At 57.8% G+C, this 23,651-nt stretch carries 15 protein-coding genes and 1 pseudogene; 11 read left to right on the top strand and 5 right to left on the bottom strand.

The genetic code is table 11. The features are described 5' to 3' along the window. Positions 1-167: 167 nt before the first annotated feature. Complete coding sequence (gene aceK / locus AO353_RS18220) at positions 168-1,889, bottom strand: bifunctional isocitrate dehydrogenase kinase/phosphatase (protein WP_054596205.1); 1,722 nt, start codon at positions 1,887-1,889, stop codon at positions 168-170. Positions 1,890-2,018: 129 nt separating this feature from the next. Between aceK and AO353_RS18215 the strand changes: the two genes are divergently transcribed. Beyond that, positions 2,019-2,927, top strand: coding sequence for a DMT family transporter (locus AO353_RS18215; RefSeq protein ID WP_054596204.1), 909 nt, complete (start codon positions 2,019-2,021; stop codon positions 2,925-2,927). A gap of 59 nt (positions 2,928-2,986) precedes the next feature. Here AO353_RS18215 and AO353_RS18210 read toward each other — a convergent pair whose 3' ends face one another. Further along, on the bottom strand, positions 2,987-3,367 hold the full coding sequence (locus AO353_RS18210) for a type 1 fimbrial protein (RefSeq protein ID WP_054596203.1): 381 nt from the start codon (positions 3,365-3,367) through the stop codon (positions 2,987-2,989). 254 nt (positions 3,368-3,621) lie between these two features. Between AO353_RS18210 and AO353_RS31105 the strand changes: the two genes are divergently transcribed. The 5 genes from AO353_RS31105 to AO353_RS18190 all read left to right on the top strand — a co-directional run bounded on the left by AO353_RS31105 (position 3,622) and on the right by AO353_RS18190 (position 12,436). Continuing rightward, positions 3,622-4,155: a hypothetical protein gene (locus AO353_RS31105; protein WP_146016076.1), complete on the top strand. Its 534-nt coding sequence runs from the start codon at positions 3,622-3,624 to the stop codon at positions 4,153-4,155. Positions 4,156-4,455: 300 nt separating this feature from the next. Continuing rightward, positions 4,456-7,278, top strand: coding sequence for an ATP-binding protein (locus AO353_RS18205; protein WP_054596202.1), 2,823 nt, complete (start codon positions 4,456-4,458; stop codon positions 7,276-7,278). Further along, positions 7,265-8,452: an EAL domain-containing protein gene (locus AO353_RS18200; protein WP_054596201.1), complete on the top strand. Its 1,188-nt coding sequence runs from the start codon at positions 7,265-7,267 to the stop codon at positions 8,450-8,452. Before AO353_RS18205 ends, AO353_RS18200 begins: the two co-directional genes overlap by 14 nt. Positions 8,453-8,531: 79 nt before the next feature. Then, the gene (locus tag AO353_RS18195; RefSeq protein WP_054596200.1) at positions 8,532-11,750 is read left to right on the top strand and encodes a hybrid sensor histidine kinase/response regulator; all 3,219 of its coding nucleotides are present in this window, start codon (positions 8,532-8,534) and stop codon (positions 11,748-11,750) included. A 38-nt stretch (positions 11,751-11,788) separates the two neighbouring features. Then, on the top strand, positions 11,789-12,436 hold the full coding sequence (locus AO353_RS18190; protein ID WP_054596199.1) for a response regulator: 648 nt from the start codon (positions 11,789-11,791) through the stop codon (positions 12,434-12,436). A gap of 219 nt (positions 12,437-12,655) precedes the next feature. On the opposite strand, the gene AO353_RS18185 is transcribed toward AO353_RS18190, so the two are convergent. Further along, positions 12,656-13,042, bottom strand: a complete 387-nt coding sequence (locus tag AO353_RS18185; protein ID WP_054596198.1) for a hypothetical protein — start codon at positions 13,040-13,042, stop codon at positions 12,656-12,658. Positions 13,043-13,233: 191 nt separating this feature from the next. On the opposite strand from AO353_RS18185, the gene AO353_RS18180 reads away from it, so the two are divergent. Next, positions 13,234-15,414: a fimbria/pilus outer membrane usher protein gene (locus AO353_RS18180; RefSeq protein WP_371917625.1), complete on the top strand. Its 2,181-nt coding sequence runs from the start codon at positions 13,234-13,236 to the stop codon at positions 15,412-15,414. A gap of 39 nt (positions 15,415-15,453) precedes the next feature. On the opposite strand, the gene AO353_RS18175 is transcribed toward AO353_RS18180, so the two are convergent. Both AO353_RS18175 and AO353_RS18170 read right to left on the bottom strand, forming a co-directional pair. Then, positions 15,454-16,317, bottom strand: a complete 864-nt coding sequence (locus AO353_RS18175; RefSeq protein ID WP_054596197.1) for a DMT family transporter — start codon at positions 16,315-16,317, stop codon at positions 15,454-15,456. Between the two features lie 674 nt (positions 16,318-16,991). Continuing rightward, a complete protein-coding gene (locus AO353_RS18170; protein WP_054596196.1) occupies positions 16,992-17,930 on the bottom strand; it encodes an aspartyl/asparaginyl beta-hydroxylase domain-containing protein in 939 nt (312 codons plus the stop codon). A 359-nt stretch (positions 17,931-18,289) separates the two neighbouring features. On the opposite strand from AO353_RS18170, the pseudogene AO353_RS18160 reads away from it, so the two are divergent. The 4 genes and pseudogenes from AO353_RS18160 to AO353_RS18145 all read left to right on the top strand — a co-directional run bounded on the left by AO353_RS18160 (position 18,290) and on the right by AO353_RS18145 (position 23,586). Then, positions 18,290-19,271: pseudogene (locus tag AO353_RS18160) on the top strand (transposase). Between the two features lie 279 nt (positions 19,272-19,550). Beyond that, positions 19,551-20,141, top strand: a complete 591-nt coding sequence (locus AO353_RS18155; protein ID WP_054596195.1) for a fimbrial protein — start codon at positions 19,551-19,553, stop codon at positions 20,139-20,141. 66 nt (positions 20,142-20,207) lie between these two features. After that, positions 20,208-20,945, top strand: a complete 738-nt coding sequence (locus AO353_RS18150; RefSeq protein ID WP_054596194.1) for a molecular chaperone — start codon at positions 20,208-20,210, stop codon at positions 20,943-20,945. A gap of 196 nt (positions 20,946-21,141) precedes the next feature. Further along, positions 21,142-23,586, top strand: coding sequence for a fimbria/pilus outer membrane usher protein (locus AO353_RS18145; RefSeq protein ID WP_054596193.1), 2,445 nt, complete (start codon positions 21,142-21,144; stop codon positions 23,584-23,586). Positions 23,587-23,651 lie beyond the last annotated feature (65 nt).

Genomic DNA, 23,651 nt, shown 5'->3' with positions numbered 1-23,651 from the left:
GGCGCAGGGGGGCGATTGTCGCAGATTTGAGTCCATAGCGACGAACCCAACCTGCTTTTGTGGCGAGGGAGCTTGCTCCCGCTGGGTTGCGAAGCGGCCCCAAAAGGGACTGCTGCGCAGTCCAGCGGGAGCAAGCTCCCTCGCCACAAGGTGTTCACTCAGGAGGGCTACTCGTTATCGAGGCCTTTGCGCCGATACGGGAACACATCGATCACCTTGCCGGCGCGAATCGCCGCTTGCAGGCCTTTCCAGTAATCGGCGTTGTACAGCTCGCCATGCAGTTGATCGAACAATCGGCGCTGCGCAGAGTCGGCGAACAGGAACGGTGGGAATTCTTCGGGGAACACGTCCAGCGGCCCGATCGAATACCACGGCTCGGAGGCCATTTCGTCTTCCGGTGTGCGCGGTTGCGGGATATGGCGGAAGTTGGCTTCGGTGAGAAAGCAGATCTCGTCGTAGTCATAAAACACCACGCGCCCGTGTCGGGTGACGCCGAAGTTCTTCAGCAGCATGTCGCCGGGAAAAATGTTCGCCGCCGCCAGTTGCTTGATCGCCAGGCCGTAGTCTTCCAGCGCTTCGCGCACCTGCGCGTCGTTGGCGTTTTCCAGGTAGAGGTTCAACGGGGTCATGCGCCGCTCGGTCCAGCAGTGGCGAATCAGCACGGTGTCGCCTTCCACCTGAACCGTCGACGCGGCGACTTCCAGCAGCTCGGCCAGGCACGCCGGGTCAAACTTGCTCAACGGAAAACGGAAGTCGGCGAACTCCTGGGTATCGGCCATGCGCCCGACCCGGTCGACGCTTTTCACCAAGCGATACTTCTCGATCACCGTCGCGCGGTCGACGTTTTTCGACGGCGAGAAACGGTCCTTGATGATTTTGAACACCGTGTTGAACCCCGGCAGGGTAAACACGCTCATGACCATGCCGCGCACGCCTGGGGCCATGATGAACTGGTCGTCGGTGTTGGCCAGGTGATTGATCAACGCCCGGTAGAACTCCGACTTGCCGTGTTTGTAGAAACCGATCGAGGTGTACAGCTCGGCGATGTGCTTGCCCGGCAGGATGCGTTTGAGAAAACCGATGAACTCCGCCGGCACCGGCACATCGACCATGAAGTACGAGCGGGTGAACGAAAAGATGATCGACACTTCGGCTTCATCGGTGATCAACGCGTCAATCTGAATCCCCCGGCCTTCGCGGTGCAGAAACGGAATCACCAGCGGCCATTGCTCGTCCGCGGTATAGATGCGCCCTACCAGGTAGGCGCCCTTGTTGCGGTAGAGCACCGAGGAAAACAGCTCGACGCTCAGATCCGGGTCCTTGCAGACCCAATCCGGCAGATTCTCGCGCAGTTGCGCTTCGAGTCGGCGCAGGTCGCGGTCGAGGTCAGCGTAGTCTTCGCTGAAGCGGTAATCGGCAAAAATGCTCGCGAGCATGCCGGACAGTTGACCATGCGGCTTATAGATCCGGGTCTGCGCGGCCCGGGCCCGGTGCAAGCTGGGCCGGGTGGTGTGGATAAACATGCAGCCATCGCTGATCAGGTCATGACTGAACAGCCCGCAGAAAATCGAGTTGTACCAGGTCTCGGACAATTCATCGTCGAAACGCAAGTCGATCAGGTTGATGTAGGCACTTTTGACCAGCGGCCAACAGGTGACGTCCATCAGCACATCGTCCGCGAACGACTGATGCAAGCACCCCACCGTTTCGCCGACCTTTTCTTCATAGAGGTTGATCCGCGCTGCCGACGCGATCTGCGTTTCCTGCCACTGCGCCTTTTCGAAGCGCGCCCGGGCGCCGTCAGTGATCTGGCGGAAATGCTCGCGGTAATCGTCGAAGCCGTCGAGGATCATCTGGGCGATATCGGCGGCGGGCCATGGCTGCGGCATGTGAGGACCTCTGCGGGATGGTTCTTGTCGTTGGGGCTGAGCTTAGAGGTCAATTGTTACGCAACGCAACCATTGCCTTGGCACCCTGCGGCAGCGACACTTGCGCCCTGATAAAGGAAGGAACGAGCTGTGAACCCCGTCGATATTCTGCGTATGTTGTCACTTGCTGCCATTTGGGGGGCGAGCTTTCTGTTCATGCGCATCATCGCCCCAGTGATTGGCACAATCCCCACTGCTTTTTTCCGCGTTTCGATCGCCGCCACCGGGTTGCTGGTGATTCTGGCGCTGATGCGGATCAGCTGGGATTTCCGTGGCAAGTTCAAAACCGTGCTGCTGCTCGGGGTGATCAACTCCGGTCTTCCAGCGACCCTGTACTCAGTGGCCGCTCAAGTGCTGCCGGCCGGCTACTCGGCAATTTTCAACGCCACCACACCGCTGATGGGCGTGTTGATCGGCGGCCTGTTCTTCAGCGAAAGACTCACCCTGTCAAAAATTGCCGGCGTTGCCCTCGGCTTGTTTGGCGTCGCCATCCTGACCCGCGCAGGTCCCGTGGCCTTCGACATGCAATTGCTGATGGGCGCCCTCGCCTGCCTGCTGGCAACCACCTGCTACGGCTTCGCCGGGTTCCTGGCACGACGCTGGCTCGATCATCAAGGCGGCCTCGACAGCCGTCTCGCGGCATTGGGCAGCATGCTCGGGGCAACGCTGTTTGTGTTGCCGTTGTTCGGCTACAGCGTCATCACTCAGCCGCCCGTTAGCTGGGGTGGCTGGAATGTCTGGTTGTCGCTGCTGGGCTTGGGCCTGGGCTGCACGGCATTCGCCTACATCCTGTATTTCCGTTTGCTCAGCTCCATCGGCCCGGTCAAATCGATGACCGTGACCTTCATGATCCCGCCGTTCGGCGTGTTGTGGGGCGCATTGTTTCTCGATGAACCGCTGTCGATGGCGCACCTGTATGGCGGGCTGTTGATTGCAGGGGCGTTGTGGCTGGTGTTGAAACCTGCGGCGGTGAAGGTGCCTGAACTGGTAGAGCAATAACCCATCGGGAGCGGCGCATCGACACACTATGCGCCGCTTGGGATTGCTTGCACTTCACCTCAAGGCGAAGTCAGCGTAATCAGATAAGCGCCCGAGTTCACCGGTTTACCGGCCGCGTCGACCAAGGCGTATTGCTGATCGTAGTAACGGCCATCCTTGCTCCCCTCTGTGACCAGCTTCACGCCCACGCGGGAATGATCGAGCGCACTGACCGAGCGAACCGGCTCGACGCTGCGCACACTGACCGAGCTGCCATCCACCCTGGTCGGACAACCGTTGAACTCAAACGTCGAACTCGCCCCCATGTGGGAGCTACAACCTGACTCGACAATACTGCCGTGGAACTGGATGACACCTTGGCCTAGCGGGGTGGCCGCCAGGCACGCACCGCTCAGCGCGAAGAACAGGCTGATTCCGACCGACAAACGCTTACCGTTCATGTTGATGCTCCTTAGGGTTGTAAGGACTGCATCGACAAGTCTGGCTGGGATCTTGAGGATTTTAGGAAATGTCTGATGTTTATTTCTTGAAGCTGCCAACGGCGTCTCAGGGCGCATCGATTGCCAATGCATGCGGTACTGACCGGCGCATCCGCCAGCAGGCTGCCGCTGACAAACCAAGAAACGCCTGATGTTCACAGACTTTCACGGACGCTAAGGTGTTAGTTTCTTTATCACTACGCATTGCTAGCAACATGGATATTTCAAACAAACAGAATCGATTGCGCACTGTTCTGAACATCGCTTGCGTAATGGCGTTTGCCTACGGCCCCGGTGCAATGGCTGCCAATTGCAAGTTCCTCAATACCAGCGGTTCTAATAATACTTCTACTCCCCTGAATTGCGGGACCAGTTTGACCGCTGACAGCTTGGCAATCCCCCCAAGATGCCCCATAAACACAGTCATTTACGAGGAGAGCCTTCAACATGAAGAACTTTTCTTTACCTGCACAGCGTCGTTTCACTACGGAATGGTCATGACGCCTGCGCTCGGCGTACCTTCCGGCAATACTGACCCCCTGGGCAAAACCGGGCGGTCATTCCGTATAAAAGCACCTAATCCGAATGTCCCGGAAAAGACGCCCCCCCCTTCACCTGTAACGGTCAATTATCCAGCTAAGCACCACCTTCCAACAGGCGCAGGTCTCGTTGAGATGATTAAGGCGATTAAATCTGGCAAACACAGAGCTTTTAGGGATGTGGACGAAAGCAAGGCAACGATCGGGTAGACGCATCAGCGCGTCCATCTGTTGCTTGGCCGAAATGTGCCAGAACATCTCAGGAACCAAACTGAGTATTGCGGCAACAGCTTAAAGTCGGCGCTTGATGTAATACGAGTAGCTTCTCGAATCACAGACAGGTCTCCTCGGTAAAAAGCAGATTCTCGGCTCTATTGAAAAGAACTTGAGATCGAATTTGGAACAGCCAATCCCAGTATCAACTTAGCTATTGAGGCATGTATAACACTCGATCGCCACTTTAAGAATCGTCTGATTCGCACGCAGGCCCACCCTCGCTAGGGTAGCCAGATGAAACTGAAGAACTACCTTCACCAGATCAATCCCCTCCTCTCCACACCGAACGCCGCACGACGTCTGTTGCGTATTTTTGGCGTAGTTTTGCTCGTTGGCATACTCAGTGGCGTCTACAGTTTCCTGCTGCTGACGTTCAACGCCGAAGTGTCGCGCAGACGCAGCCACATGAGCAGTGCGATTGCTGAAGCCCACACGTTTTTCACCACCCGCGAAGCGCTGCTCGAAAGTCTAAGCCTGTCGGCGATTCGCAAGCCCGACGGGGTAAAACCGCAAGTCTCGCCAGAAGAAATCCATTTGCTGCTGGGTACCACACGCGGCAAGCAATGGAGCATCTGGCTGACCGAGCGGATCCGGCAGTACCTGACCAGCAAGCAGGTCAACTTGCTGTACGTCAGCAGTGGAAACGACCTTCAAGTGAAAAGGCTTTATACCGCCACACCGGTGGTTGGAGATTTCCCCCAGGCGATGCTCAATCGCTTGCAGGCGTTGAAAAGTGACAATACCAACGCGATGGACCAGTTGTGGCTGACCAATCAATCGTCCGGCCATTCGCAGCTCTACATTTTCATTCGGCTGGATGCGCGGGATCTCGATTCCGGCTGGCTGGGGCTTGAGATGGACGGTCGCGAGGTGTCCAACGCGCTGGATGATCAAAGCGCCGGGCAATTCACGATGTTCAATCCCGACGGCATGCTGGTGTTCAGCAACAGCCAACCTGCCCAGATCTGCAAAAATCTGATGCAAATGCAGATGCAGAATTTTTTTGGTTTTGTCGGCAAAAACTGGCTGCCCGATAATCTGGTGATGCGCAAACAACTGAAGTCATCCGACTGGCAGTTGGTCTATTCCATCGATCTGCGCAAGGTGCTCATCACACTCTGGCCACGACTTGGCGGCGCCCTGCTGTTCTGCCTGTTCAGTATCAGCCTGGTGTGGATTGTGATTCGCCGCCTCGAATACCGCTTTATCACGCCGACCATCAGTCGTATCCAGGCGCTGGTCGAAAGCGAGCTGTTCAGCAGCGATGTGATCCAGACCGCACCGGTTGCGCTGTGTGTTCTGCGTCGCGCCAATGGCCAGGTGGTGTTGGAAAACACCTTGGCGCAGCAATGGCTGGGCCAGAGCGGTGAGCGTGAGCGCCTCAGTCCGCGTTGGATCTACCAGGCGTTCGACGAGATGAACCCGCAAGTCACCGACTATTTCGAAGCTGCCGACGGCCGCCACCTGTACCTGAGTTGCGCGCCCACCCGTTACAAGGGCGAAGACGTCTTGCTGTGCGCCTTCAGCGACATCAGCACGCGCACCCAGATTGAGGATGCGCTGGATCAGGCGCGGCAACTGGCCGATGCCGCGAACGACGCGAAAACCCTGTTTCTGGCGACCATGAGCCATGAAATCCGCACACCTTTGTATGGCGTGCTGGGCACTCTGGAGTTGCTGGCGCGGACCGAACTGGACGCGCAACAAACCGACTACTTGCGCACCATCGAAGGGTCGTCCGCGACGTTATTGCAATTGATCTGTGATGTGCTCGATGTGTCGAAGATCGAGGCCGGGCAACTGGCGCTCGAGCTTACGGAGTTCAGTGTGTTTGAGCTGGTTCACGAGGTGCTTCAGGGCTACGCTGCCGCCGCTCATGGCAAGGGCCTCGACCTGTACGCAGTGATCGATCCGAAGTTGCCGGAGCGGGTCATCGGCGACGTGTCGCGTATCCGCCAGATTCTCTACAACCTGCTGAGCAACGCCGTCAAATTCACCGACGCCGGGCGCATCGTCCTGCGCGTGAGTCTGATTGGCCGCGACGGCGAGCGCGCCAACCTGTTCTGGCAAGTCTCGGACACCGGTAAGGGCATCACTCAGGAAGACCAGGCGCGTATTTTCGAACCCTTCTACCAGACTCGCGGCCACACTAATGTGATCGCCGGCACCGGCCTCGGCCTGCCCATCTGCCAACGCCTGACACACTTGATGAACGGCAGTATTCGCGTGGTCAGCGAACCCGGCCTGGGAAGCAGTTTCTCGCTGAATCTGTCTCTGGAACAGCCTTCAACCCCCGCACTACCCAGCAGTTTCACGCCGTTGCTACCAAAAGTGGTGTTTGTGGTTTCACCGATTCGCGAACTGACGGAAACCATGAGCGGCTGGTTGCGCCGGTGGGGCGCCCGCCCGCAGCTTGATCGCGCTTCACGCTGTGCCGCCACGCCAGACAGCGTGCTGCTTGAGTTGCATCCCGGTTGCTTCGAAGAACGCCTCGATCCGCAATGGACCGGGCCGTTGGTGATGGCCACCGGCGACGGCTACAACGAACCCCAGGCAGGTTCCGGAGGCTGGGTGGTCAACATCAACTACCTGGAGGCCATTCATCAGGCCGTCAGCCGGGCCCAAGGGCTTTCCGTGATCAAACCGGAAAATGACAACCCGCAACGGCAACTGAAAAAGTTGCATCTGCACATCCTCGTGGCTGAAGACAACGTCATCAACCAGTTGATCCTGCATGACCAATTGCAGGAACTGGGGTGTACGGCCGAACTGGCGAGCAATGGCGAGGAGGCACTGGCGATGTGGCGCAGAGGCCGTTTCGACGTGATTCTGAGCGACGTCAACATGCCGCGCAAAAATGGCTATGAACTGGCGCGAGAGCTGCGCCGTCTGGGGTGCAAGGTGCCAATCATCGGCGCAACCGCCAACGCCATGCGCAGCGAAGAAGCCCTGTGCCTGGCTGCTGGCATGAACCATTGCCTGGTCAAACCTTTCACGCTGCAGGCCTTGCACAACCAACTGGCGCCTTACGAAAGAACACCTCATGAAACCACTTAGTATCCTGATCGTTGAAGACCATCCGTTCCAGCAACTGTATCTGCAGAATCTGTTCAGCGAGCTCGGAGACTTTGAGCTGGAGTTCGCTCAAGAAGGCAGCGCAGCGCTGGACTACCTGAAAAGGCGCGACTTCGATCTGGTGCTGACTGATTTGCTGATGCCGGGAATGGACGGCGTCCAGTTCATTCAGGGGCTGGCGGCGTCCGGTTCGCGACCCGCGCTGGCGATCATGAGCGTCGCCTCCCGACGCATGCTGACCAGCGCCAGCCTCGCCGCGCGCAATCTCGGCGTCAGCGTCATCGGTCTGATTTCCAAACCGGTCAAGAGCAGCGCTTTGCGCAATCTGACTGATCAGTTGGGCAGTCGGCGTCAAGCCATCCTGCCCCTGCCCGGCCCGCAGATTGATCACTTGGCGATACTCGCAGCGCTGGACAACGGTGAACTGCAAGCCTGGTTCCAGCCGAAAAAATCGCTGGCCAACGGCCGTATCGTCGCCGCAGAGGCGCTGGTGCGCTGGATTCATCCCGAGCATGGCGTGCTGTTGCCGGGTATGTTTCTGCCGGCGTTCAAGGCGTTTGCCCTGGAGGAAAGCCTGCTGTGGCATATTCTCGAACAAGCGATGAAGGCGCAGAAATTGTGGGGCGCTCAAGACTACGCCATCCCGGTGTCGATCAACCTGCCCACCCACTTGCTTAACAGTCCCGATCTGGCCGACCGGATTCTGCAGTTTGTCCTTAAGCACCATGGCGCCCCGGCGATGATCTGTTTTGAGTTGATGGAGTGTTCGATGCCCGAGGACATCAGCAACTTCTACGCCGGTGCGTGCCGGTTGCGCATGAAGGGGTTCGGGCTGTCGCAGGATGACTTCGGTCAGGGTTACAGTTCGTACATGAATCTGGTGTCGACGCCGTTCACCGAGTTGAAGATTGACCGGGCGCTGGTGCACGGTTGCAGTGAAAACGAAGAGTTGGCCCAGGCCCTGACCAGCATCGTCGCGCTTGGCCGCCAATTGGGCCTCACGGTGGTGGCCGAAGGCGTGGAAACAGCACAGGAATTGGCTCTACTGCGTAGAATCAACTGCACTCAGGTTCAGGGGTTTCTCATTTCACATGCGGTGTCGTCATCCGAATTTCAACAACTGCTAACCCAGGACGGCCCGGCTGTCGTGGATTGATCCCTGACGCACAGACTCTGTTTGCATCCGAGGTAGCGGTGTCCAAGGCTTATCCAAGCATCTCCAACAGGCTGGCCCAATGACTCATCCCAATGCGCGTCTGCACAAACTGACCAGTAGCTCACTGCGCATGAATAAAGGTGTCGTGGTGCTCTGCGGTCTGGCATCGATGTTGGTCGGTCTCAGCGTCTGGGGCCTGAATCGCATGGTCGCCGAACAACGCGATGCGGTGCGTTATCACTTCGCCCGGCTGATGGAGAACATGGGCGAACAAGATCTTTTCCTCAGCGCTATCGCCCAACAAAGCGCCAAGGGACTCACGCTGAATACCCAGCGGATGCACATGTCTGTGCAGGAGCCGATGCCGGAGCAAGACAGCGGGATTTACCGGGCTAAAGAACTGTCTTTTTCCCTGCCCTTTAGCGTCAAGATCAACCCGACATCGATTGAACCGAGTGAGCGCCCCAAGGTATTCGCGCTGGGCGCGCATCTGGCCAGTTACTACAGCGCATTCTGGTCGGCCTCGCACTACCAGTCGCCCCAGGTATTTCTATTCAACGTCCCGGACAACTTTGACATCGCGGTGCCCGCCGCCGGGGAACTGCGCGGCGCCGGGCAGATTCAGGGGGGTACCTTTCAGCAGGTACTAACCCAGGTGTTGCAGTGCCTGCAGAAGAAAAATCCACAGCCGTTGGACAGTCAGGTTCACTGGGTTCGTTATGGTGCGCAAGCGGATAAAGGCGTTGCTCCGACAGTGCTGGCCTACATCAACGTCGACCTGCCGGCGAGCCAATTGGATATTGAAGGCGCCAGCCCGTGGGTGGTCGTGGCATCGCTGTTGAATCTGAGCCAGATCAACGATATCGAGCGCATCATGGAATGGTCGATCTACGACCGCTTCGGTCTCACCGCGCCCAACGGCAGCCTGTTGGTCGGGACCGAGCCGCCCGACCCGGCGCTGAGCGAAGGGCTGAACGTGCGCCTCGACGGTCTGGTGTTCAAGATTTCCAGCGAGGGGCCGCACCCGTGGACGGCGGTTTACGTGGTCGGTTTCAAGAGCTTTATCGATTACGCGTGGTGGCCGTTGCTCGGCGTCTTGACATTAATAATTGCCAGCATCGGTGGCGGCTGGGCCTTCAGCCGCTGGTACAAAACCCGCGTGGTACTGCCCGCCCATCAAGCGCATCAGAGCATCTCCGAAAGCGAGGCATTCAGCCGCGCGGTCATCGATGCTGCGCCCACCGGGCTGTGTGTGGTACGGCGCAGTGACCATCAGGTATTACTGGAAAACCAGCGTATTCAGGAGTGGCAGCAAAGCGACCGGTTGATCGCCGCCCTCGACCAGAAATACCCACTGACCAGCCCCGGCCAGACCGACCTCGAAATCGAGGGTCATCATCTGCACGTAGGGGTGGTTGACGCCCGTTATCATGGCGAGGATGTGTGGATCTGCGCATTCCACGACGTGACCCGGCATATCGATGATGCCGCGGCATTGGAGCAGGCATTGCGTGCGGCCGATTCGGCCAACGAGGCGAAAACGCGCTTTCTGGCGACCATGAGTCATGAAATCCGAACGCCGTTGTACGGCGTTTTGGGCACGCTCGAACTGTTGGGGCTGACCGATCTCGGGCCGCGTCAACAGGAATACTTGCGCACCATTCAGCGCTCTTCGGCGACCCTGTTTCAGCTGATCAGCGACGTGCTCGACGTGTCGAAAATCGAATCCGGGCAGATGACCATTGAAGCTCAGGACTTCTGCCCGCTGGAACTGACCGAAGACACTTTGTGCGCCTACAGTGCGTTCGCCGAGGCCAAAGGTTTGCAGCTTTATGCCTGCATTGATTCGGCGATCCCTGACCGGGTGCAAGGCGATCCGCTGCGCATCCGGCAGATTCTCAATAATCTGCTGAGCAACGCGATCAAGTTCACCGACAATGGCCGCGTGGTATTGCGACTGCGGCTGCTGGATCTCAACGCCGGCGGTGCCAATCTGCAATGGCAGGTCAGCGACTCCGGAATCGGTATTTCCCAGGCCCAGCAAAGCCAATTGTTCGACCCGTTCTATCAGGTGCGCGATGCCTCCAGCGAAGCCGGGGCGGGCCTCGGTCTGGCGATTTGCTGGTGGTTGTGCGAGCTGATGGCCGGGCAGTTGAAAGTGGTCAGTGAACCCGGACTGGGCAGCAGCTTCTCACTGCAATTGCACCTCGCTTGCGCAGTCGGTCAGTTGAGCGATTGCCCCGAATTCGCGCCTGACGCGCCGCCGATTTACGTACAGGCACCGGCACCGGAACTGGCGCAGCATGTGTGCAACTGGTTCAACCGACTGGGTCAGGAAACCCGCATCCTCGGCCCGGACGCGAAAAACCTGCCTGGCTCTTCAGCGCTGCTGCTGGATGTGCTGCCGTCCTCGCAAACCGCTTGGGGCGGCCCGCGTGTCATCGCCACGACCGCTGGGGCCAACCCGGCGGAATACACCGCCGAAGGCTGGTCGGTGGATGCGCATGACATCCGGGCGATGGCCTGGGCGGTCAGCTTCGCGCAACAAGGCGTGGGACAGCGTAACCACACTGCGCTTACCGAGCAGGCCCGACGGCTGGATCTGAACATTCTGATTGCCGAAGACAACCCGATCAATCGGGCGATCATCAAAGAGCAGCTTGAGGCGCTCGGTTGCACGGTGGTCGCCACCGCCGATGGCGAACAAGCCCTGCACCAATGGCTGCCTGGCTTGTTCGACATGGTGTTGACCGACGTCAACATGCCCGTGATGAATGGCTATGAACTGACCAAAGCACTGCGCAGAAACGATGCGGATCTGCCGATCATCGGCGTCACCGCCAATGCTCTGCGCGATGAAGGCGAACGCTGTGCGGCGGTCGGCATGAACGCCTGGCTGGTCAAGCCATTGAACCTGCACACGCTGCGTACGCAATTGCTCAAGCACTGCAAAGCAGCCAACCCGTTGCCCCTGGTTGAGCCGGACCAGCCCGCGCATATCGCGCAAATCCCCGATCAGCCGCAGTTGTCGCCAAAAATGCGGACCTTGTTTTTCAGCACCATGCAGCAGGACATCGACAAGGTCACGGCCTCACTTCGGGACAGCGATGCGGCTGCGCTTGGCCGTCATCTGCACAGCATGGCCGGAGCTTTGGGCGCCGTGCAGGCCGGCAGTCTGGCAGACGCATGCATCAGCCTTGAGAGCCGCCTGGAGGGTCACCCTCTCACTCCGGCCTTGGCTACCGAGGTCAGCGCTTTGCTGGAACGACTGGCAGCAATGCTCGACGCGCTGGCGTAATCCGTATGCATTCAACAACAAATCAAGGAGCGCCGAACATGGCAAAACTCAACGTCGTGATCGCCGATGATCACCCCATCGTATTACTGGGTGTACGTGAGCTGATAGAGCGCGATGAGCGCTTTCGCGTCGTGGGTGAAGCGGCGGGCTCGAACGAGCTGATCGAGCTGCTCAAACATCAATCGGTCGATCTGGTGATCACCGACTTCAAGATGCCCGCCGATTCGCCTTACGGCGATGGCCTGAAACTGGTGGAATACCTGCGCCGGCACTTTGCCGATGTGAAAGTTCTGGTATTGACCATGATTTCCAGTTCGCTGATCCTCACCCGCCTGCATGAATTGGGCGTCGTCGGGGTCATCCAGAAAAGCCAGCTACATGGCGAGATCCAATTGGCGCTGATGGCTGTGGCGCAAGGTCGCCCGTTTAACAGCGCCAAGCCGGCACCGACGTGCGTGAGGGAGCCGAACGTCGCGCTGGATGAGAGGCTGTCCCGGCTTTCACCCAAGGAGTTCGAAATCTTGCGAATGTTCGTCGCCGGACAGAGCGTAACCACGATTGCCCGCAACCTTTCCCGCAGCTTAAAAACCGTCAGTACGCAAAAGAATGCGGCCATGCGCAAGCTGGATGTTTCCAGCGACCAGGATTTGCTGACGTATTGCCTAGAAAATAACGTTTTCAACTGAGGCTGATCCTTCAGCCGAATTCAATCAGTAAAAAAGGCGCTCACCTGGATCAGCGTGAACGCCAGCATCGAACTCTCAGCTCGTAATCCCCCCCCCCTCAAACAGTCGCGTTCTTCGTAGCGCTCTCACCACCGAGCAAGACGACGTCACGCCGTTGCGCCCGTTCGTAGGTTTGCTCGCGCTCGAGCATCTGGTATTTAGCCTCCTCTGACTAATTCCTTAGTGTCTCGCTGGACCGCCAGGCATCAGTTCCATCGTCAATCTGGCTTCACTGATCTGGCGCCTGGATACCCGCGCATCTGCTGTCGGTATCACGGGTTCGATTTCCAGTTGGGCGGTAAGAGTTTTTCCTCTCGTAAGCTCGCCGCTAACGACCGGAGCAAAGGTCCGGCCGGGTTGAAGCAATCGCGAGTCCGAAGCGGCATCATTGATAATTCCGTCAGCAGTACTGCCGGCTATCTGTACGCTTTTGCCATCCACTTGCGCATTGGATAAGCGGATAACCAAGCTGCCGCGCTCCCCGTAAACCACATTGCCGCTGGCGTTTGTCTGACCACGCAGGGTTAGACGCATGGCCTGTGTATAGGGGCAAATCACGCTGAGCATTACTGTACGTTTGCCAAAGGTGGAGCTATTACTTACGGCAGGTGCATTCTGTAATTGCCACCGAGTTTGAGTACCGTAGTCGATGAGTTCTCCCCCGAGCGACACGCTGCACCGTCTATCCGTGGCTAAATTGGATGGCATCTTTTCGACGCCACTACCCAGAGGGGCCGCCTCGCTATAGTGGCTGAGACATGAACAAGCTGGAAGCGGCCGGCACACTCACCCCACATGAGCCGCACGCCTGCTATGACTTGCCGTCGCTGATCGACAAGGCCACTTTGCGCTATGACGTCAGCCGTCTGCGGCTGTTGGCCAGCGTGCCGCAAATCGCCATGCAGCGGGGCATGCGTGGTTATGTCGACCCGGCCTTATGGGATAGCGGCGTCTCGGCGGCCTTTATCAACTACCAGTTGAGCAGCAACCGTAACAGCACGGACTACGCCACCACGTTCTCCAACAACCTGGGTCTGCGTAACGGCCTCAATCTGGGCGCCTGGCGCCTGCGTAATGAGTCGAACTTCAGTAGCAGCACCGGTCAGCCCAACACGTTCAAGAGCAACCGCAGCTACTTGCAACATGACGTGACCGCGTTGAAGGGCCAGTTCAGTGCCGGCGATATATTCTCCGACACCGACCTGTTCGACAGCGTGCGTTATCGCGGCCTGAAACTGGCCTCCGACGAAGGCATGCGCGCCGACAGCGAGCGCGGCTATGCGCCGATCATTCGCGGCGTGGCGGAAACCAGCGCCACGGTGGAGATCCGTCAGAACAATTACATCCTCTACACCGCCAACGTGCCACCGGGCCCGTTTGAGATCAGCGATATCTATCCCAGCGGCTCGAACGGCGACCTGCAAGTGACCATCATCGAAGCCGATGGCCGTCGACGAGTATCGATGCAGGCATTTTCGAGCCTGCCGATCATGGTCCGCGAAGGCCAAGTGAAGTACAGCGTCTCGGCGGGCAAGTACAACAGCAACAGCGATGGCCTGGCGTCGCCGCAGTTTGTCAGCAGCACCCTGGCCTACGGCATCAACAGCAACCTCACCGGGATCGTCGGCGTCCAGGCCTCGGAGAACTTCAAGGCGCTGTCAGTCGGGGCGGGGCGCAACACCCCGATCGGCGCCGTCTCTGTCGACCTGACCCGCTCCTCCAGCCTTACCGCGGGCCAGACCGTCCAGGGTAATAGCCTGCGGGCGCTGTATGCCAAGACGTTCACCGGCACCGACACCAACTTCACCCTGGCGGCCCATCGCTATTCGACCGAGGGCTACCGGACCCTGACCAACCACGTCGAGGAACTCAACGCCGACGGCAAAAAAACCACAGGCAACTCGAAAACCCGTACCGACCTGACCATCAACCAGAGCCTGGGCCGCAACCAGCAATATGGCAGCGTTTACCTGAACGCCAGCGACCAGCGCTACTGGGGACGCGGCGGTTCCCAGAGCCTGTCTACCGGCTACAGCAACTACTGGGGTGAGGTCAGCTACAACGTCGGCGCGACCTATACCAAGGATGTCGGTGATTTCGGACCGTCCAACAATGACACGTTGATCAACCTGTCCCTGTCGTTCCCGCTGGGTTCCAAGCCCCGCGCTCCCAGGGCCTTTGTCTCGGCCAGCACGCAGAAGAACAGCGACAGCACTCAAGTCGGTATCAACGGTTACCTGTCGGAAACCAGCGACACCTATTACTCACTGCAAGGTGGCAACAGCAGCACCGGTGGCAGCTCGGCCTCGGCCAACATCAGCACCCGCACCTCGGTGGCGGATGTCAGCGCCGGCTACAGTCAGGGACGCGGCTACACCTCGCAAAATCTCAACCTTGCAGGTTCCGTGGTAGGCCACGCGGGAGGCGTCAATCTGGGGCAGACTGTGGGCGAAACCTTTGCCCTGGCCGAAGTGCCGGGTGTCTCCGGGGCCAAAATCGGTAGCTACAGCGGCGCTAAAACCGGCGCCAATGGCTTTGCCGTGGTCCCCAACACCCAGCCCTATCGGGTGAACTGGATCAGCCTGGATACCCGGGATCTGGGTGCGGACATCGAGATCGATAATGCAACCCAGCAAGTCGTACCAAGACGGGGTGCCGTGGTGCTGGCCCGCTATGTCGGCAAGACCGGGCGACGGGTGCAGTTCGAGCTGTTTGACGCGCAGAACAAGGCCATTCCATTTGGCGCCGCGCTGGAAGACGCCGCCGGTAAACAACTGGCCATTTCCGACCCGAGCGGTAAAGCGCTGGCGCTGGTGGAAGAGGATTCAGCCACCCTCACCATCAAATGGGCTGACAAACACTGCCTGGCGCCCTACGCATTACCCGAGCGCAACAAAGCCCTGAACTATGAGCGCGTGCGCCTGCAATGCCAGCCATGAAAAACGCGGCCTTCGCCAATCACGAAGGCCGCGTCAGCATCAGCGGCTTTTACGGAACACAAACACCAGGCCGACGATGATCAACAGCATGCCGAGCATGCTCAACATCGCCAGTCGGTTGCCGAAAATCAGGTAGTCCATCACCGCCGTCACTGCCGGCACCAAGTAGAACAAACTGGTGACATTCACCAGATTGCCTCGGGCGATCAGGCGATACAGCAGCAAGGTCGCCAGCAGCGATACCACCAGGCCCATCCACAACACGGGCACGATGAACCCCGTGCTGTGCTCGAAGTGGAATGGCTGGAACGGCACGAAAACTCCGCACAACAATAGCCCGGCCAGGTATTGCACCGGCAGTGTGCCGAGGGGATTGTCGGTGATGCGCTTCTGCATGATCGAGCCTGCGGTCATGCTGACCAGCGCCAGCAAACCAAAGAGCATTCCGGCCAGCGACATGCCGGCCAGGCCGATGCCCTGATAGACCACCATGATCAACCCCGCCAGCCCGAGCATCAGACCGAACATCCGGCTCCTGGAGCGTTGGCGCTCAATCAGCACCACGGTGAGGATCGGTTGAACCCCCATGATCGTGGCCATGACCCCAGGCGTAACCTTCAGGTCCAGCGCCAGCAGATAGAAAATCTGATAGGCGCCCAGCAATACCAGGCCGGTGGCCGCGGCATACAGCATCGGCTTGCGGCCACGAGGCAGTTTGAGCTTGAGCAACGGGATCAACAGCACCAGCCCACAGAGGGCAATGGCGAAACGGATCAACAGAAAGGCAAAGGGTGAGGCGTGAGCCAGCCCCCATTTGGAGAAAATCGCCCCGCTACTCCAGAGCAGAACAAACAGGCTCGTGGACGCCGCCGCGAGCGCGGTCTTTTTTGAAATGAGCAACATGAAAACCACCTGTCATCAGGCAAGAAGCCAACTCAGCCGAAGCTGAAATTCAGTCGTTGTGTTCAGGCGGGCACAGGCAACAGCAGAAGCCGCTGATCAGCCCGAGAAGCCAACACCTGGCGGTGAAACCACCGCGCACACCGGCGTGCGACTGACAGGAGGGGGATAGTGACTGATCTGCGCAGGCTGCATATTCCCGCACGGCACGACGCCAGCGTTGTGCCGCTGAATCGACTACCGCGTTGATGAGGGATGCAGGCATGGGCTGATCTTTTTCGAGGGAGAAATCGCTGGGTTGGAAACGCAGCGAGCGCTGACTATAACCAGCGCTCGACACAGATTGCAATGACTTGGTCAAAGCGCCAGTAAAGACAGCTGATGTGCCTGCGAATAGCCTTCAGAACGCACCACTCCCCATAGCAGCGGCACCACTAAAAATACAAGAGGCCATATGCGAGCACGAGTTAAGAAGCCTTGCGCGAAGGACAAATTATGGAGGATGCATAAAAAGCAGATGAATACGAGGCTATCCGCCAATCAATTTCGATTGTTCAAAGCGGCCCTGATCGGAACCGAAAATGAAGAGCCAAGCCTCCTCGCAGGCCGTCCTTGATTTTCTCTAGCCAAAAAAAACCGCTCATCGATGAGCGGTTTTTCTTTTTTGGCGATTGGTATCAGCCAAACAACCAGTAACCCAGCGCCGTCAGCACCACAACCGCCAATACTGGCCGCAGGATGCGGTACAGCTTCGGATTACGGCGCTTCCACTTTTTGACCACGCCGCTGAATTTGTCGCTGGAGGTCTTGCTCCAGGCGTAGACCTTGTTGATCCCGCCGACGCGCTCGTCATCGAGGTTTTGCGGCGCCGTGGCACGGCCCAGCAGGCCACTGACGCAACGGTTGATACGCGTCATCAAGCGGTTGCTCAGCGGTCGTTCGATGTCACAGAACAGAATCACCCGGGTCGTTTCGGTTTCGTTCTTGACCCAGTGCACGTAGGTTTCATCGAACATCACGTCTTCGCCATCGCGCCAGGCGTAGACCTGACCGTCGACAAAAATGCGGCAGTCGTCGGAGTTCGGTGTCGACAAGCCCAAGTGATAACGCAGGGAACCGGCGAACGGGTCGCGGTGCGGGTTGAGGTGGCTACCGCCCGGCAACAGGGCAAACATCGCGCCTTTCACGTTGGGGATGCGGCTGACCAGCTCGACGGTTTTCGGGCAGAGCAATTCGGCCGATGGCAGCGGTTTGTCATACCACTTGAGGTAGAAACGCTTCCAGCCCTTCTTGAAGAACGAACCGAAACCGGCGTCGTTATTCTTCTCGGCGGCGCGAATGTAGCCCTCGTCGAACAGGTGCATGGCCTCGTCACGAATGACTTCCCAGTTTTCCTTGAGCACATCCAGTTCCGGGAACTTGCTGCGGTCCAGGTACGGTTTGGACGGCACTCCCGAGAACAGGTACATCAAGGCGTTATAAGGAGCGAACAGCGCCGAGTGGTTGACGAACTGACGCAAGACCGGCAAACGCGCCTTGCCGCGCAAATGCACGTAGAGCGTGCTGCCGATGAACAGCAGCAACAGCGACGCCTTTGCGGCAAAGGAAAAGGTCATGGGGCAACTCCTTGGAAAAAGGTCTCTCTGCGCATCGTCATTTACCCGACATGGCAGCCGGCCATGATAAACACTACCGGCCTTGGGAAAAACCCACATAACTGAACAATCAGTGTTAAAGGTTGCGCAATAAAGCACTTATTAACATAAGGCACCTGAACCTTGACTGATTTGAGTCAACACAAGTCCCCTGTGGCGAGGGCGCTTGCTCCCGTCAGCTGACGCGATCAGTTGTGACGAAGAATAAAGATAGTCACAGCACCCCACGGATTCAGCGGTCTCAAGAGACTACTGTAGTGGTCTAATGAAATCTATGGTCGCCCATTTAGGCAAGAATGCTCGCCAGATAGAGGTGCCTGATGACCAAGCAACGTCGTTCCTTTTCCGCTGAATTCAAACGCGAGGCCGCAGGCCTCGTGCTCGATCAGGGTTATAGCCATATCGAAGCCTGTCGTTCGCTCGGGGGTGGTCGAGTCCGCGTTGCGTCGCTGGGTCAATCAGCTCCAGCAAGAACGCAATGGCGTCACTCCGCAGAGCAAAGCGCTGACGCCCGAACAACAGAAAATCCAGGAACTGGAAGCTTGAATCGCTCGTCTTGAGCGGGAGAAATCCATTTTAACAAGGCTACCGCGCTCTTGATGTCGGAAGAGCACGAGCGCACACGCTGATCGATCAGTTGAGTGCCCGAGAGCCGGTCGATTGGCTTTGCACAGTCTTTGATGTCACGCGCTCGTGTTACTGCGCCCACCGCCTCAGGCGACGAACTCCGGACGTTGAGCGGCTTCGGTTGCGCAGGCGGGTCAACGAACTGTTTACGCAAACCCGAAGCGCTGCCGGTTGCCGCAGCATCGTGTCGATGATGCAGGACGGCGGCGAGCAAATCGGGCGGTTCAAGGTGCGTGGTCTGATGCGGGAACTGGCGTTAGTCAGCAAACAACCTGGATCGCATGCCTACAAACCGGATACGAATCTGGTGATCAAGGCGCTGGATATGCCTTATGAGCAGCGTGGGAGGCCTCAAGGGCTGCTGTTTCACTCGGATCAGGGCTCGCAATATGGCAGCCGTCAGTTTCGCCAACGACTCTGGCGTTACCCCGCATGCGCCAGAGCATGAGCCGTCGTGGAAACTGCTGGGACAATGCCCCGATGGAGCGCGGGTTTCGCAGCTTGAAAACTGAATGGATACCGACCGTGGGCTACACGACGGCTCAAGAAGCACACCGAGACATCAGCCATTACCTGAAGCATCGGTACAACTGGATTCGGCCCCATCAATTCAACGGTGGGCTGGCGCCAGCTCAGGCCGAGAAAAAACTTAACGTCGTGTCCGGGATTAGTTGACCACTACATTTCCACCGCACCGGCCTTGACCCCGGCACGCGCCAATACATCCTTGAGCAGCACCCCGGTCCACTGTAACGCGCCCCATTAGACGATTCTTAAAAACCCATTAATTCAATCCACCCTCGCGACGTGCACACGGTTAAATAAAATACCCCCCCTAGACTATCAACTTTGCACTATCAGAATCGTCCCATAGCCGCCACTCACATCCGCACTTAACATTTGGCCTGTGCCCGAAGGACACACTACTTTCGCCTTACTTTTGTGGACAACCCGATGAAAAAGCTTTCGCTGACCTTGTTGACACTTTCAATGCTTGCTGCCGCAGGCCAGTCTTTTGCAGCCGACCCTGTAGTACCGACCAAGGCAGGTAGCGGCACCATCAATTTCAGTGGTGTTATCAACAATGACGCCTGCTCGATCGAAGATGCCGGAATCGGTAAAACCATCTCCGTGCCCATGGGCGACGTTTCCATTAAAGATATGGGCACCGCTTCCGCGCCGAAAGGCAGCGGCAAACTGAGCGCTGAAAACTTTGATATGAAAATCAACTGCAATGCCGGTACTAAGGTGGCCATGATCTTCCAGCCCACTACGGGTGCGGGTACAGGCTTGGTGACTGGTACCAAGGTGTTGAAGTTGATTGATGGTGTCGGTGCGGCGAGAGGTATCGGTATCGCTCTGCTCGACGCCAATGGCGATCAGATCGACCTGAGTTCGCCGACTGCCGCAAAGATTGAAAACACCCTGCAAGACGGTAACGCAACTCTGAAGTTCTCCGCTGCCTACGTCACCACCGGTGATGTCAAAACCGCTGTGGCCGGCCGTGGCGATGCCACCCTGCCGTTCACCTTGCAATACGAGTAATAACCACCAGGGCTACATTGCGCGGGGCTGCATGTCCCGCCTTTATTCACCTAAAGGGCCTTGCACATGTTCAACCGTCGTTTCATCTCCCTCTGCATGGGCTTGCACTGTGCATTCCTGGCCACGCACGCCAGCGCGGGTATTTCGCTGAGCGCCACTCGCCTGGTGTTTGACGGCGAACACAAAGAAGTCAGTATCAAAGTGCGCAACAACGGCGATGATTTGTTAATTCAGTCATGGATCGACAGCGATTCTAACGTCGGTTCGGCGCCGTTTGCCGTCACGCCACCGCTGGCAAAAATCCTTGGCAAGCAACAACAGTTACTTCGAGTGATCTATGAGGGCACCGGTATGCCGGCCGATAAAGAATCTGTCGTATGGCTCAACGTGCAGGAGATCCCTCAAACCTCAACGACAAAGAACACCTTACAATTGGCGGTCCGTCAGCGCATTAAAGTTTTTTTCCGCCCCGCCGGACTGACGGCCAAAGCTTACTTGGCGCCGACACAGTTAATGTGGCAAGTAGCCGAGCAAAATGGACATGCAATATTACAGGTCACCAATCCAGGACTTTATCATGTTTCACTGGCGGAGCTGACGCTTAAATCAGGCGTTATAACCGAGCAGCCCTTCGACTCGACCATGATTGCACCCGGTCAACACAAAAATTTTCCACTTGAAAAGTTGAACAGTTCACACCCCATCAAGTTGGACTTTCTCAGTATCAATGATTACGGTGCGCAAGATCGTTACGTTGCCGATTTGTCACGCGGGACTGCTGTCAGCGCCACCGCCAAGCACTAGCTTACGGTATTCACTTACCGTACATCTCGAACGTTTTGTAATTCAAACATGAATGTATTCTGTCTTTTATCGCTTTATAGGGCTGGGCATGTATTTATACCCACGCGGCAATTCCAACGACGTAAAAAAACAGGATAGTTTGGCTAATGCAGGGCTAAATGCGCTGTCGCTAGCCATTGCCCTCGGCGTGCCTCTAATGGCCAAAGCCGACGCCCCCTCTCTCGCCGAGCCTGCTCAAGTTTCACGGTTCAACACTTCGTTTTTGCAAGGTGCCGGGTCCGACGTGGACCTTGACCTGTTGCTCGTGCCAAACAGCGTGATACCTGGCACTTACCGGGTCGACGTGTACAGCAACGAGGTAATGGTAGGGCGCCGCGATATCGACTTTCGACTGATGTCGACGTCCAATAAAGTCCAAGCATGCCTAACCCTGGACATCATTCGTCAACTGGGCATCGACATGAGCAAGCTCGAAACCGGCGGTCAGCTCAATCCCGACGCGCCGGGCACCTGTTACGATCTGCCGAGCCTGATCGACAAAGCTACCGTGAACTACGACCCCGGCCGCCTGCGGCTCTCCATCACGATACCGCAGGTTGCCCTGCAACGCGGAATGCGCGGCTACGTCGACCCGGCCCTATGGGACGCCGGCATATCGGCGGCCTTCATCAATTACCAGTTGAGCGGCAATCGCAACGACACGGACTATTCCACGTCGATCTCCAATAGTCTCGGGTTGCGTAACGGCATCAACCTTGGCGCGTGGCGTTTGCGCAATGAATCGAACTTCAGCAGCCGTACCGGCGAATCGAATTCGTTCACCAGCAATCGCAGCTACGTGGAGCATGACGTGACTGCCTTGAAGGGGCAGTTCAGCGCAGGTGATATTTTTTCCGACTCGCAGCTTTACGACAGCGTGCGTTATCGCGGCGTAAAACTGAGTTCGGATGAGGGGATGCGCGCCGACAGCGAACGCGGCTATGCCCCGGTTGTCCGAGGCGTGGCGCAAACCAATGCCACCGTCGAGATTCGTCAGGACAACTACATTATCTACACCACCAGCGTGCCGCCGGGCCCGTTCGAGATCAACGATATTTACCCCAGCGGCTCCAACGGCGACTTGCAGGTCACAGTCATCGAGGCCGACGGTCGTCGCCGCGAAACCCGCCAGGCCTTCTCAAGCTTGCCGATCATGGTGCGCAAGGGCCAGATCAAATACAGCGCATCGGCAGGCAAATACAACAGCAACTCCGAAGGGCTGGCCTCGCCGAAGCTCTTCAGCGGTACGCTGGCCTACGGCATCAGCAGTAATCTCACCGGCATTGTCGGCATGCAGTCTTCGGACAACTTCAGTGCGATGTCGCTGGGTATGGGCCGCAATACAACCTTCGGCGCTTTTTCATTCGACCTGACCCACTCCTCCAGTCAGGTACGAGATAGCTCGAGCAAGGGCAACAGCCTGCGCATGCTGTATGCAAAAACCTTCACCGGTACCGATACCAACTTCACGCTGGCCGCCTATCGTTACTCCACCGAAGGCTACCGCACGCTGTCCGAGCATATCGAAGATCAGAGCTATACCGATCAACGGCGCGGTAACTCCAAGACTCGGACAGATTTGACCATCAATCAAAGCCTGGGTCGCAATCAACAGTTGGGCAGTGTCTACCTCAATGCCACTGACCAGCGTTATTGGGGCAGTGGCGGCTCACAAAGCCTGTCCGCTGGCTACAGCAATAGCTGGCGCGACCTGACTTATAACCTGGGTGTGACCCATACCAAGGATGTGGGCAATCGCGGCTCCGCGAATAACGACACTCAGGTCAATCTGTCGCTGTCTTTCCCACTGGGCTCCACGCCTCGGGCACCGAGAGCGTTCATCTCGAGCAGTACGCAAAAATCCGGTAACAGTACCCAGTTGGGCGTAAACGGCTATGTGTCCGAAGACAGCGACACCTACTATTCCCTGCAAGCAGGCAATAGCAGCAATGGCGGCAATACGGGTTCGGCAAGCATCAGCACACGCAGCGCGTTTGTAGATGCCAACGTTGGTTACAGCCAAGGGCGCGGCTACAACTCACAAAACCTCAACCTGGCAGGCTCGATCGTCGCACATGCAGGAGGCATCAATCTGGGGCAGACCCTCGGCGAGACCTTCGCCCTGGCCGAAGTGCCTGGTGTACCAGGCGGGGTCAAGATCAATAGCTTCAGCGGCACGAAAACCGGCTCGAATGGCTATGCCGTGATCCCCAACACCCAGCCCTACCGGGTCAATTGGATCAGCCTGGACACGCGCGACCTTGGCGCCGACGTCGAAATCGAAAACGCCACCCAGCAAGTCGTGCCTCGCCGTGGCGCCGCGGTGCTGGTGCGCTATCTCTCCGAGACCGGGCGTCGCGTGCAATTCGAGTTATTCGACAGCGCACACCGACGCTTGCCGTTTGGTGCAGCCCTGGAAGATGCAAGCGGTAAACAGATCGCCATTGCCGACCCCAATGGCAAGGCCCTGGCACTGGTTCAAGACCCGCGCGCCCTGCTCACTATCAAATGGGCGGACCGGCAATGCCAGGCGACCTATTCACTGCCAGAGCGCGATAAGGCACTGAACTATGAGCGCGTACCGTTGGTTTGCTCGCCCTGAAGTCTGTTCAGAAACCTTCTTCAATCACCCAAGGCTATCGGTGTCTCCATGCATTCTATAAAAGA

This window comes from Pseudomonas fluorescens, from assembly GCF_001307155.1.
GTDB lineage: Bacteria > Pseudomonadota > Gammaproteobacteria > Pseudomonadales > Pseudomonadaceae > Aquipseudomonas > Aquipseudomonas helvetica.
Note: the sequence above shows the minus strand (reverse complement) of the source record. Positions and strands in the feature narration are given on the sequence as shown.

Coding starts and splice junctions, on each gene's coding strand:
- aceK (WP_054596205.1), bottom strand. CDS start 1,889: ATGCCGCAGCCATGGCCCGCCGCCGATATCGCCCAGATGATCCTCGAC.
- AO353_RS18210 (WP_054596203.1), bottom strand. CDS start 3,367: ATGAACGGTAAGCGTTTGTCGGTCGGAATCAGCCTGTTCTTCGCGCTG.
- AO353_RS31105 (WP_146016076.1), top strand. CDS start 3,622: ATGGATATTTCAAACAAACAGAATCGATTGCGCACTGTTCTGAACATC.
- AO353_RS18205 (WP_054596202.1), top strand. CDS start 4,456: ATGAAACTGAAGAACTACCTTCACCAGATCAATCCCCTCCTCTCCACA.
- AO353_RS18200 (WP_054596201.1), top strand. CDS start 7,265: ATGAAACCACTTAGTATCCTGATCGTTGAAGACCATCCGTTCCAGCAA.
- AO353_RS18195 (WP_054596200.1), top strand. CDS start 8,532: ATGACTCATCCCAATGCGCGTCTGCACAAACTGACCAGTAGCTCACTG.
- AO353_RS18190 (WP_054596199.1), top strand. CDS start 11,789: ATGGCAAAACTCAACGTCGTGATCGCCGATGATCACCCCATCGTATTA.
- AO353_RS18185 (WP_054596198.1), bottom strand. CDS start 13,042: ATGCTCAGCGTGATTTGCCCCTATACACAGGCCATGCGTCTAACCCTG.
- AO353_RS18180 (WP_371917625.1), top strand. CDS start 13,234: ATGAACAAGCTGGAAGCGGCCGGCACACTCACCCCACATGAGCCGCAC.
- AO353_RS18175 (WP_054596197.1), bottom strand. CDS start 16,317: ATGTTGCTCATTTCAAAAAAGACCGCGCTCGCGGCGGCGTCCACGAGC.
- AO353_RS18170 (WP_054596196.1), bottom strand. CDS start 17,930: ATGACCTTTTCCTTTGCCGCAAAGGCGTCGCTGTTGCTGCTGTTCATC.
- AO353_RS18155 (WP_054596195.1), top strand. CDS start 19,551: ATGAAAAAGCTTTCGCTGACCTTGTTGACACTTTCAATGCTTGCTGCC.
- AO353_RS18150 (WP_054596194.1), top strand. CDS start 20,208: ATGTTCAACCGTCGTTTCATCTCCCTCTGCATGGGCTTGCACTGTGCA.
- AO353_RS18145 (WP_054596193.1), top strand. CDS start 21,142: ATGGCCAAAGCCGACGCCCCCTCTCTCGCCGAGCCTGCTCAAGTTTCA.